Consider the following 12197-nt stretch of genomic DNA (forward strand, 5'->3'; position numbering starts at 1 on the left):
ATGAGAAAACCCCTGATATACGGCAACTGGAAAATGAATCTGGACGTGAAGCAGTCGGACGACCTTGTCCGTTCGCTTCTGGCTGTCAAACTTGAACACAACGTGGTCGAGGTTGGTGTTGCTCCGGATTTCTGCAGTCTTTCAACGGTGGCGAAGACCATCAGAGACATGGGTGCACCCATATCCGTTGCCGCACAGAACATCTCTCAGCACGAAAAAGGAGCCTTCACCGGAGAGGTGAACGTTGATATGGCGATGACGGCAGGAGCCGACACCGTTATCCTCGGTCACTCCGAAAGACGTACTGTTTTCGGAGAATCCGATGAACTTATCAACGAGAAAGTGCGTCTTGCACTTAGGTGCAGGCTGAACGTTATCCTCTGCGTGGGCGAAATCCTGGGCGAAAGAGAAGCGGGAGTGCACACGGAAAAAGTGCTTTATCAGCTGGGGATGGGACTGAAAGGGGTCACCACCGACAGAGTGGGCAACGTTGTTGTTGCTTATGAACCCGTCTGGGCCATAGGCACAGGCAAAACTGCAACACCGGCCGATGCGGAAGAGATGCATGCGGCAATCCGCAAGTTTCTTTCCAGACTCTACGGCCCTGTGGTTGCAAACAAAATAAGGATACTTTACGGCGGAAGCGTTAAACCCGACAACATCGGTGCGCTGATGCTCAGAGAGAATGTTGACGGCGCACTGGTTGGCGGAGCCAGCCTCAACGCTGACGATTTTATAAAAATAATCAATTATTACAAATAATTCGGAGAACTTTTAATGTACACTGTAATTCTGGCCATCCATATTGTTATCTGTCTTCTGCTTATTCTTGCCGTTCTAATCCAGTCGGGCAAAGGCTCGTCACTGGGTTCGGCATTCGGCGGCGGCGCATCGGACGTTTTCGGCCCCGGCGCACCCGTGAATATAATGAACAGGGTAACCACCATAATCGCTATCATCTTTATGCTGACCTCGCTTACTCTGGCTGTGCTTTCCACACAGAGAACAACAAGCACCATCATGAAGGCTAACCCCGCAGGACAACAGCAGCAGGCTCCCGCTGAAAAGAGCAAACCCGTTATCCCCATGGAGTCAAAATAAGTGATTAAAAAGATTCTGGTCTTACTGCTGGCGGCGGCCGTTTTCGGCTGCGGACAGAAAAAATCCGGTGAATCAGGTGAACCTGAGGTCTCACGCAAACGTAATGTACCCAATGCTGTCTACGGAGACGCAATGGTGGAGTCTCTGCTCGGCGATGCCACAGGACTCATCTACAACATTACGTCGGATTCCGCATCACACGATGTTGCGGGCAAGATCTATAACGGACTTGTGAAATATGATCAGAACCTTACCATAACAGGCGACCTTGCCGACTGGTGGGAAGTGCTCGATGACGGAAAGACGATCATCTTCCACCTTAATCAGGATGTCAGATGGCATGACGGCAAACCCTTCACAGCGGAGGACGTCGAGTTTACCTACAAGTTTATGATAGACGACAAGACACCCACGTCATACGACGCAGACTTTCGTCTGGTGAGCAAGCTGGAGGTAATCGACAAATACACCGTTAAGGTGTCCTACGATGAGCCGTATGCCCCTGCCCTTATCAGCTGGGGAATGCCCATGCTTCCCAAACACCTGCTTCAGGGACAGGATGTGAAAAAATCCCCTCTGCTCAGAAGACCTGTGGGCACAGGCCCTTACAAGTTTCTTGAGTGGAAGGCCGGAGATTCCATCACCCTGGTTGCAAACGACGACTATTTCCTCGGAAGACCCTATCTGGACAGATACATCTTCCGCATAATACCCGATACTGCCACAACATTTCTGGAGCTTCTGAACGGAGCGGTGGACATAATGTCGCTCACGCCTCTTCAGTGGTCAAAACAGACCGACAGCAACCCCAGATTCAAACAGCAGTACGACAAGCACAAATACCTCGCTTCAAGCTATGAATATGTGGGCTATAACCTCAGAAAACCCATGTTTCAGGATAAGCGTGTCCGTCAGGCTCTTTCATATGCAACACCGAAACAGGACATCATAAAGGGAATCCGCTTCGGAATGGGAGTTGAGGCCACAGGCCCCTTCAAACCCGGAACCATATGGTATAACCCCGATGTCAAAAAATATGACTACAACATTGAGCAGGCGAAAAAGCTCCTCGCCGAAGCCGGATACAAAGACACTAACGGCGACGGTATTGTGGAAAAAGACGGCAAACCACTCAAGTTCGAGCTTATCACCAATCAGGGCAACAGTGTCCGCACCAGCACGGCAGAAGTTCTGCAGAAAAGCTGGGAAAAGGTCGGTGTTAAGGTTGAGATCCGCGTGCTTGAGTGGGCAACCTTCATAAACGAATACATCAACAAACAGAAGTTCGATGCGGTCATGCTGGGCTGGAACATAACCAACGATCCCGACCTTTATGACGTGTGGCATTCCGCCAACTGCGGCGGCCAGAAGCTGAACTTCATCTGCTATAAAAACGCCGAGTTCGACAAGCTCCTCATAGAAGGGCGCAAAGAATTCGACACCGAAAAACGCAAAGAATACTATTTTAAGGCTCAGGAGATACTGGCTGAAGAACAGCCTTATACATTCCTCTATGTTCCCGATGCACTGGTGGCTGTGAACAAACGCTTCCACGAAGTGCAGCCCGCTCCCGCTGGCATAGGCTACAATCAGGAGGACTGGTGGGTTGATAAAGACAAGCAGAAATACAGCTTCCAGAAGTAAGGGAAGTTTATGCTGAAATATATCGCCTCAAGGCTTTTGGGGATGATTCCGCTTCTGTTCGGGATCACCCTGATATGTTTCTTTGTTATACATCTTGCTCCGGGCGATCCCGCTCAGTTTCTTGCGTCCATGAACCCGAAATTCTCCGAAACCGCATACCAGAAGTTCGAAAAGATGTACGGTCTGGACAAACCTGTCCATGAGCAGTATATCATGTGGCTCAAGCGTGTGGCTGTTCTGGATTTCGGAGAATCTTTCAGCCCTGACGGAAAAACAGTAACATCAAAAATTCTCGAAAGGATGCCCGTAACGATATATTTAAACGTGGCGGGAATGATCCTCATATTCCTCATAGCTCTGCCGTTGGGGGTCTGGTCGGCCTACAGGCAGAACAGCATATTTGATAAAAGCGTAACGGTCTTTGTTTTCATCGGCTTTGCGGTTCCGACCTTCTGGCTGGCACTCTTATGTATGTATTATTTCGGAGTGATCAAAGGCTGGCTGCCAATATCAGGCCTCACCTCATACAACTTTGACCAGTTGTCGCCCATAGGCAAGGTCTGGGATATCGCATGGCATTCGTTCCTGCCTGTTCTGCTCTCAGTTTTCGGCGGACTGGCGGGGTTGAGCCGCTTTGCCAGAAACTCAATGCTTGAGGTGCTCGGCGAGGACTATGTAGTCAGTGCCAGAGCCAGAGGTCTTTCTGAAAACACTGTGGTCTTCCGGCACGCCCTTAAAAATGCGATGCTTCCAGTTGTCACTATTCTGGGGCTTTCTGTTCCGGGGCTGATAGGCGGAAGCGTCATTTTTGAATCCATATTTGGCATAGCGGGAATGGGACAGCTCTTTTATCAGGCAGTAATGGCCAGAGACTATCCGGTGGTGATGGGGATACTGGTGATGGGTGCGGTGCTCACTCTCATAGGCAATCTTATCGCAGATATATGCTATGGTCTGGTGGATCCGAGGATCAGATATGGCAAAAAATAGACTTCTCAGAAAAATAAAAGGAAGCTGGCTCTTCTATTCAGGACTGAGCGTGGTTATGTTTTTCATCATAGTTGCGGTGTTCGCTCCGCTTGTTGCCACCCACGACCCCACAGCCATCGACCTTAACAACATATTCGCTGCCCCCTCCTCCGCCAACCTCTTCGGAACGGACGAACTGGGCAGAGATGTTTTCAGCAGGATAGTCTACGGCAGCAGGATATCGCTGTTCGTGGGATTTGTCGCAGTCGGCATATCTCTGGCGATCGGGGTTCTTCTGGGGCTTGCGGCGGGCTATTTCGGCGGCTGGGCGGATATTCTCATAATGCGCATAGTCGACATCATGCTCTGTTTCCCGTCTTTCTTCCTGATTCTGGCGGTGATAGCGTTCCTTAACCCTTCGGTTTTCAATGTTATGGTGATAATAGGCCTTACAGGCTGGATGGGTGTGACCCGTCTGGTGCGTGCTGAGGTCATGAGTGTCAAAACCCGTGACTACATAACGGCGGCCAAGGTTCAGGGGCTTTCGCACGGAATCATCATGTTCAAGCATATTCTGCCCAACGTAATGACCCCCATATTTGTTACAGCCACTCTGGGAATTGCAGGAGCGATACTTACGGAAAGCTCCCTCAGCTTCCTCGGGCTTGGTGTTCAGCCTCCCGCTCCGTCATGGGGAAACATTCTGACAGCCGGAAAGGACAACATCATGTTCGCATGGTGGCTCTCCATGTTTCCCGGCCTTGCCATATTTATTACTGTTCTGGGTTACAACCTTCTGGGCGAAGGCCTGAGGGATGTTCTGGATCCTAAGAATTAAGCGGATCTTGGCGGAATAGCCAGAAGCATTTCGGGGTCTGCCTTTATCACGGTGCACTTAGCCACAGCCTCTTCCATCGACAGACTGTATCCGTCTCTGATGTCCGACAGGGTATCGGCGAGGTAAAGCGCCTCTATGCATGCCTTTGTGTTGGCGGATGCCAGCTCGGGTGTGTGATGGAAAAGAGCGGCTTCAACGGCATACTGGTTGAAATTCCACATTTTCAGGAAATAGGCTCCCGCCTCCGCATGGTTCACTGCGAAATTTCCGGATTCCTTTTCACAGGTTAAATAGTCAACTGACGGGTTCTCCTCTCTGTATTCTGCGATACTGCGGAATTCCAGAGGGAAATAGACCAGCTGAACGAGTTTGCCGATATCGTGGATTATTCCTATTGAGCTGTTGAGGGGAGATATGAAAGGCTGTTCCTGCATACGGTTTATGCAGTGCATGTAGTAGTTTGCTTCAACCGAGTGTCTTACCATGAACTCGAAATAGCGGTGCTGTTCTGCGGTCATATTCAGGTTTGCGGTGAGTGAGTGCATCAGTACAATGTCCTTAACAGTGTTAAGACCCATAAACAGAATGGCCTTTTCCACTGAGGTTCCCGCAAAGCTGCCGTAAAATGCAGAGTTTGCAACGTGGAGAATTTTTGAGGTCAGTGTAACGTCTCCGGATATTACTTTAGCTATTTTGCCGATGGGTTCTTCATTGTTGATGGCGTTCATGAGAGTTTCGTAAACGCTCATCATGATAGGAAATGTGTTCGAACCGTTGTGAATCTGGCGAATGCGCCTGTTGTCCATACTGGTGTGCACACGTGCGATGTCGGCTAGTTTTGTCATTATGAGGGGTCTGTTTGCCGCGGAATCTATGTAGGCGCAGGCGATACCCTTGATGATGGCCTTGACTATCATCTCCTCGCTGGAACTGCTGCCCACTATCAGCCTTGTACTGAAACTGTTGAGAGATGCCGCATGCTGAAGGAAGTGGATGCCCGTTGTGCCGTCCAGATCGAACTCGCAGACGATTATATCGAAGGTCTTTCTTGAGATGAGGTCGTGCGCATCCTCTGTGTTTGCGGCGATGGTGATATTAAAAGCAAGCGTGCTTAAAATCTCTTTAACATCCATGCAGGCACGGCTGTGGTTACATAGGACAAGTAATGAAACATCGGGCTTCATAATAATATTCCTCGTATATTTTATTATAAAGGAATAATGGTGAATTGGGAAGCGATTAAAGGTCTATAGTGGGCAAAGTGTGAAAATTTCCGAAGAACGCCTGCCCAAGGGAGATACAGCCGTCATTGGGCGGTGTTTTCGAGTGGAGACGCAGGTTCAGCTCAGAGTTTTCAAATAGCGAGACAAGTTTTCCCACCAGATAAGTGTTCTGGAAAACTCCTCCGGAGAGAACAACGTCGGTGATTATATGCTGTGAGCAAAGCTCAAGTGCCCTTGAAAATATCCAGTCTGCAAATCCGTTGTGGAATGAGGAGGCTATCAGATGCCTGTCGGTTCCTTTCCTGATGTCTTCAAGAACTGCGGCGAAAAGCTCTTCAGGGGAAGAAACGGAGTAGGTTCTGCCGGATGGTGTGCAAAGCCCTTCAAGCTTCATTGCCGAATGTGCTTCAAAAAGGTTTACAGGTGTCTGTGTAACAAGGGAGCCGATACTTTCAAAAAATCTGCCAGTTCCGGAAGTATTAATGCAGTTGATGCCTTTGTCTGCCATTCCGGTTATCAGGCTGATGTCTCTTTCTGTCAGCCCCGTGTTCCGGGTTACAATATCTGCGTTGTCTTTCAGCAGACCGAAGCTGTGGAGATATGACACCAGCATTCTGGCGGGGTTTTTGGCCGCCGCATCCATGCCGGGCTGTGGAACGGATGGCATGGAAAGAGGTCTGGTTATCCTCATATCCTTCATAACAAAAAACTCGCCGCCCCAGATGGTTCCGTCAGTACCAAGACCCGTTCCGTCCATTATGACACCGAGAACGTTGTCTTTTAGCCCGTTCTCCGCCATACAGGCGAACATGTGCGCCAGATGGTGCTGAACCTTCACAACGGGTATTCCGAGCTTTTCTGCGTACTCAGAGCTATGGTAGGTCGGGTGGAGGTCGCATACTGCAATATCGGGTGTCAGTCCGTACAGAGCTTCCATCTTTTTCACAGTTTCGTCATAGAAAGAGGTGGTTTCAGGATTGTCCAGATCGCCGATATACTGGCTGACGAATCCGTAGCCGTCCTTTGCAAGGGTAACACTGCTCTTAAGGTGTGCTCCCACCCCCAGAACGCATTTGTCCGAGGAGGCGGGCATTATCACCGGATAAGGAGCAAAGCCTCTGGCTCGGCGCAGAATGTAAGGTTTATTGTTAACCACTGCCGCCAGCGAGTCGTCGCATCGGTTGTGGATGGGTCTGTTATGGTGCAGGAAGTGCTCTGTGAAAAGAGAAAGGTTCTCTTCCGCCTCCTGTTCATCTTTTGCGATGGGCTCGTCTTTCAGGTTACCGCTGGTGGCTACTATATATTTTGTTTTCAGATGTTTCAGCAGGATAAGATGAAGCGGAGTGTATGCGGTCATGTAGCCCACTGAGGCCGACATAGGGCACACAAGGTGCGAAAGTGATGTGTTTTCACACTCAACGGTGACTATCGGTGCCGACTGGCTGAAAATGAGATTCCGCTGAGCCTCGGTCATATCAAGCTCTGCCAGAGTATCGGGCAGTGCCATAACTGCAAGCGGTTTATCCGGACGGTTTTTCAGCTCCCTGAGCCTTTGAATGGGTGCGTCACTGCATGCATCACAAATCAGATGATATCCGCCCAGACCTTTAACGGCCACTATCTCCCCTGAATCTATCAGCCCTGCGACATGTTTTATAGCTTCGATGCCTTCGAGGTTTCTGTAGTAAACGTGGGGGCCGCATACTGGGCATGCGTTCGGCTGTGCATGGAAGCGTCTGTCTGTTGGGTTTTCATATTCTGTGCGGCAGTCGGGACACATCTGAAAAGAGGACATTACGGTCTTTTCCCTGTCATAGGGCATATCGTACATGATGGTATATCTGGGGCCGCAGTCGGTGCAGTTGGTGAAGGGATAGTTATACCTTCTGTCCGCAGGGTTCAGAATCTCCTTTGCACAGGAAGGGCAAACTGCTGTGTCCGGCGGCACGAGTGACAGCCCGCCTGATGAGACTGTCTTTTCTATGTTGAAATTGTTGAAAATCTGATATTCGGTTTCTTCTGCATAGCCCACGGTGATATGCGCCAGAGGGGGAGCATGCCTTTTGATATCGTCCAGAAAACTTTCAGCCTCCTCAAAGCTGTCTGCATTAATGCGCACCTCCACACCGTTTCCGCTGTTTATCACAGAACCTTTAATGCCCTTTGACACCGCAAGGTTATAAACGAACGGCCTGAAACCGACCCCCTGAACTATTCCGTTGATGTGTATTACAAAAGTTCTCATCGTTTCCAGAACATCGGTGTGAAGAGCACCAGAACGGTGTATATCTCAAGCCTGCCTATGAGCATGGCGGCACTCAGTGTCCATTTTACATATTCGGGGAAAAAGGCAAAGTTTTCCGTTGGACCTATGAGACCGAAACCGGGGCCTATGTTGCCGAGAGTCGTCAGCGATGCGCTGAGGGCTGTCATCATATCGACACCTGATGTTGAGACTATCAGTGTTACAAACAGCGCAGTGGTTATATAAAGAAAGAAAAACCCGCTTATGGCATAGACGATGTTCTTCTTAACGGGCTGACCGTTGATACGCAGGGAGAATACGGCACGGGGGTGGATGAGATATTTCATCTCGTTCAGACCCTGTTTAAGCAGAGTTATTATCCTGATAACCTTTATACCGCCGCCTGTTGAGCCGGAACAGCCGCCCACAAACATCAGCAGAAAGAGAACAGTCTGGGCGAGGAAAGGCCATTTCTCATAGTCATCATTTGCAAATCCCGTGGTGGTTATGAAACTAGCCACGTTGAAGACCGCATAGCGGAAACTCTTTTCATAACTGTCATATACAGTTCCGGTGAGAGATACGGTTGCGATCAGAGTTGCCAGAGCCACTATAACCAGATAGGTCTTAAGCTCCGAATCCGCCAGAACAGGCTTAAGGTTGCCTGTGAGAAAACGGAAATGGAGAGAAAAGTTTATGCCCGAAAGGAGCATGAAGATAGTGAGGACGTAGTCTATGTATGCGGAATCGTAGTGCATAACGCTGGTGTTCTTGGTTCCGAAACCGCCTGTTGCAACTGTTGCAAAGGTGTGGTTTAGCGAATCGAACAGGCTCATTCCGCCGAACATCAGAAGTGCCGCCAGGGCGACTGTGAAGCCGAGATAGATATACCACAGATATTTTGCCGTTTCGGTTATTCTAGGGGTCAGCTTGTCCACAGTCGGGCCGGGAGCCTCCGCCTGAATGAGCTGAATGCCTCCGATGCCCAGCAGGGGAAGGATCGCCACCGCAAGAACAACAATACCCATTCCGCCCAGCCAGTGGGTCAGGGAGCGCCAGAAAATTATTGATTTCGGCAGAGCTTCTATATCGGAAATAACGCTTGCGCCTGTTGTTGAAAATCCTGAGATTGTCTCAAAAACAGCATCGGCATAGGTGGGCACAGCCTCAGAAAGGTGATATGGAATGGCACCTACCAGCACGGCGACAACCCAGCTGGCCGTGACCAGCAGGAACCCGTCCTTTGTGGAAAGTGTTTTTGGCCTTTCATCGATAAGGATTCTCAGCGCAGAAACTCCGATGCCTATAAGAAGCACACCGGAAAGAAAGAAGCTGTAAGCAGCGTTTGCCTCTTTAAAATAGATGGCCATTGTTCCGCAGATAAGGTGGAATGCGGCAATGACAACCTGAAGGATTGCGATTATTTTTATTATTGCTTTGTAGTGCATGGACTACTCGGAGAAAAAGGGCTGAATGGATTCCGCCGTGTTGTCGGCGGAGAACGTCAGCGCAATATCGCCGGACTGGAGAACAAAATTGCCGTCGGGAATGTATGTCTGATTGTTTCTGGCCACAGCGGCAATGAGGCTCCCTTTCGGCAGTTTCAGATCTTTCAGCGGCTTTTTTGTGACCTCGGCGTTCAGAGACACGAAAAATTCGGCCACTTCCGCCTTGCCGTTCAGAACTTTTATAACGCTCTTTATATTCCCTTTGCGGATGAATTTCAGGATTGCGTTCACCGAGCTTATCTTAGGGCTGACAGTGGAATCTATCCCGAGGTCATCGGATATTGTAATGTAGTTGCTTTTATTCACAAGAGCCACCGCACGGGCGATGCCTTTGGATTTTCCGTATATGGCCGCCAGAATATTCAGTTCTTCGTTGTGGGTTGTGCAGATTATGGCGTCGCTGTTGAAAAGCTGTTCATCCTCGAAGATGCTCTCGTCGGAAACGTCGGCGTTCAGCACCAGCGCATCGGGGAAATCAGCTGTAAGGGTCTTGCATATTTCATAATCTTTATCGATTATCTTAATATTTTTTCCGAGTTTCAGAAGCATATCGGCAACGTGTCTTCCGACGTTTCCGCCGCCGAGGATAACGATGGATTTCAGCTTTTTGCCGATCATACCCGCTTTTTTAAGGATCTTTACGAAACTGCGGGATGAGGCCACGAGATAAACATGGTCTTTGTCCTCAATAACGGTGTCGCCGTCGGGGATAACTATCTCTTCGTCACGCATTATACCTGTGATGAGAAATTCCTCTTTCAGTTCCCGCTTTATGTCTTTCAGTGATTTTCCGCAGAAGAACGAATCCTCGTCAACGATGATGTCCCTGAGCTGAATGTTGACATCCTCGAACAGGAATATATCGCTGGTGGCTCCGTGCTGAACGGTTGAAACGATGGCCTTTGCCGCCTCTATCTCTGGGTTTACGACGTAGTCCACTCCGGCGAGGTTGCTTCCGAACATGCGTGTTCTGGAGTAGCTCACGTTGCGCACACGGGCAATTTTAACGGGAACCTCGAACTCGCTGGCCACTATGAAACAGGTGATCATGTTCACTTCGTCATAGTCGGTTGCGCTGATGAACGCATCCGCACCGGATATGCCAGCCTCTTTAAGCGTGTCGGGGTTTGTGGCTTCGCCTGTAACCACCAGACAGTCAAGGCGTGAAGCGGCATACTTCGCCCTTGCGGGGTTCTTTTCGATCATCACAACGTCTTTTCCATCGTTTATGAGCGAGGATGCGATATGAAAACCGACCTCCCCTGCCCCTGCAACAACTATTTTCATACGAAAAGCCTACTATATAACAGTTGTAAACTCAATATAATTGTTTTATCCTTTAGTCCATGCTGAATAAGGATTTTATCAACAAATACACACAGATTTTCAAACAGGATGCCGATGCATTTTTTGCGGGTCTCATGCGTGAGAAGAGCAGACACATAAGGCTGGCCTCAGCCCGCAGTGCGGACTATCTGAAAGAACTTTCGGAACAGGACATTTCCGCTTCACCCATCGCCATTCCCAATGTTTACAGTATAACAGATAATGCTGAGAAACTTACCGAAACGATCGGTTTTCAGACCGGCGGGTTCTACATTATGAACCCTTCATCCGTCTTTACCGCAAATATTCTGACATCGCTCATGCCGGACTATCCGTATATTCTGGACGTGTCCAGTGCGCCGGGCGGCAAAACCTGCGCCATTGCCGATCTGCTGAAAAATCGGTGTGCAATAATCGCCAACGAACCCTCTCCAAAAAGACTTAAATCACTGCAATTCAACATAGAGAAATACGGAAGCTATTCCGTGCGCACTGTCAGCATGGACGGCCGCAGTCTGCATAAGGTCTTTGACGGATTTTTTGACGGGATACTTCTGGATGCTCCGTGCAGCAACGAAAACAAGATCGGCCGCAACAAAACCGTAAACGCCGAATGGACTCAGGAACTCACCGAGCGGATGGCAAAACTGCAGAAAGAGATAGCCCATTCCGCATTTCACTCCCTCAAGGAGGGCGGAGTAATGGTCTATTCAACCTGCACCTTCGCCATTGAGGAGAACGAAGAGGTCGTGAAATATCTGCTGGATTCCTTTGATTGTGAACTCATTGACATAAACAAAGGTCAATATACGAAAGGAATCAGCGGAAACGGGGACATAGACGGCAGGATAATCCGTTTTCTGCCCCATCTGGACGAATATGACGGGTTTTTCATTGCGGCTCTGCGCAAAAAAGGCGAACCGTCCACGGGCGGCAGCTTTATCCGCCTGAAACCCGACAAAGACGTTCAGACATTTTTTACGGAATTTCCCGAATATACCGAGATATATGAAAAGGGCGGTTCCAGATATCTGACCACCAGAATGGATAGGAGCATAAACTTTAAGAGTAACGGAATAATGCTCTTTAAACGTGAAGGGGAGCTGGCTTCACAGGCTTTCTGGCAGCTGGCGGATTTTGTTAAAGACGAGCTGAAGACTCAGACTGACTATTCCGGCGCACTCAGGTATCTGAAAGGGTTTGACATAGACATGCCCGCCGATTATCATGGCGGGGCAGTTTATTATAAGGATATCCCGGTCGGAATGTCTAAACCTGTTCAGGGAATGCTCAAAAACAAGCTGGATCGATATTTCCTCTACGGAAAAAACATAGAGTGGTAG

Annotated in this window: 10 protein-coding genes; 6 read left to right on the forward strand and 4 right to left on the reverse strand. The window is 49.3% G+C overall.

The window, feature by feature from the left end:
• Genes tpiA through C8D98_RS01450 form a run of 5 tightly spaced genes read left to right on the forward strand, consistent with a single transcriptional unit; the run spans nt 1 to nt 4552 of the window.
• Nucleotides 1-762, forward strand: coding sequence for a triose-phosphate isomerase (gene tpiA, locus C8D98_RS01430; RefSeq protein WP_132871357.1), 762 nt, complete (start codon nt 1-3; stop codon nt 760-762).
• A 15-nt stretch (nt 763-777) separates the two neighbouring features.
• Nucleotides 778-1101, forward strand: coding sequence for a preprotein translocase subunit SecG (gene secG / locus C8D98_RS01435; protein ID WP_132871358.1), 324 nt, complete (start codon nt 778-780; stop codon nt 1099-1101).
• Nucleotides 1102-2745, forward strand: a complete 1644-nt coding sequence (locus tag C8D98_RS01440) for a peptide-binding protein (RefSeq protein WP_132871360.1) — start codon at nt 1102-1104, stop codon at nt 2743-2745. It begins immediately after the preceding gene.
• A 9-nt stretch (nt 2746-2754) separates the two neighbouring features.
• Complete coding sequence (locus tag C8D98_RS01445; RefSeq protein ID WP_132871362.1) at nt 2755-3735, forward strand: ABC transporter permease; 981 nt, start codon at nt 2755-2757, stop codon at nt 3733-3735.
• Nucleotides 3722-4552: an ABC transporter permease gene (locus C8D98_RS01450; protein ID WP_132871364.1), complete on the forward strand. Its 831-nt coding sequence runs from the start codon at nt 3722-3724 to the stop codon at nt 4550-4552. The genes C8D98_RS01445 and C8D98_RS01450 overlap by 14 nt, the downstream gene beginning before the upstream one ends.
• On the opposite strand, the gene C8D98_RS01455 is transcribed toward C8D98_RS01450, so the two are convergent.
• The 4 genes from C8D98_RS01455 to trkA form a co-directional block, all read right to left on the reverse strand.
• A complete protein-coding gene (locus C8D98_RS01455; protein WP_165871145.1) occupies nt 4549-5685 on the reverse strand; it encodes an HDOD domain-containing protein in 1137 nt (378 codons plus the stop codon). The genes C8D98_RS01450 and C8D98_RS01455 overlap by 4 nt on opposite strands.
• A gap of 106 nt (nt 5686-5791) precedes the next feature.
• A complete protein-coding gene (gene hypF, locus C8D98_RS01460) occupies nt 5792-8020 on the reverse strand; it encodes a carbamoyltransferase HypF (protein WP_132871368.1) in 2229 nt (742 codons plus the stop codon).
• Nucleotides 8017-9468: a TrkH family potassium uptake protein gene (locus C8D98_RS01465; protein ID WP_132871370.1), complete on the reverse strand. Its 1452-nt coding sequence runs from the start codon at nt 9466-9468 to the stop codon at nt 8017-8019. The genes hypF and C8D98_RS01465 overlap by 4 nt, the downstream gene beginning before the upstream one ends.
• A 3-nt stretch (nt 9469-9471) precedes the next feature.
• Nucleotides 9472-10815, reverse strand: a complete 1344-nt coding sequence (trkA, locus tag C8D98_RS01470) for a Trk system potassium transporter TrkA (protein ID WP_132871372.1) — start codon at nt 10813-10815, stop codon at nt 9472-9474.
• A 59-nt stretch (nt 10816-10874) separates the two neighbouring features.
• Here trkA and C8D98_RS01475 point away from each other — a divergent pair, with 59 nt between their 5' ends.
• Nucleotides 10875-12197, forward strand: coding sequence for an RsmB/NOP family class I SAM-dependent RNA methyltransferase (locus C8D98_RS01475; protein ID WP_132871374.1), 1323 nt, complete (start codon nt 10875-10877; stop codon nt 12195-12197).

The sequence above is a fragment of the Seleniivibrio woodruffii genome (assembly GCF_004339245.1).
Lineage (GTDB): Bacteria > Chrysiogenota > Deferribacteres > Deferribacterales > Geovibrionaceae > Seleniivibrio > Seleniivibrio woodruffii.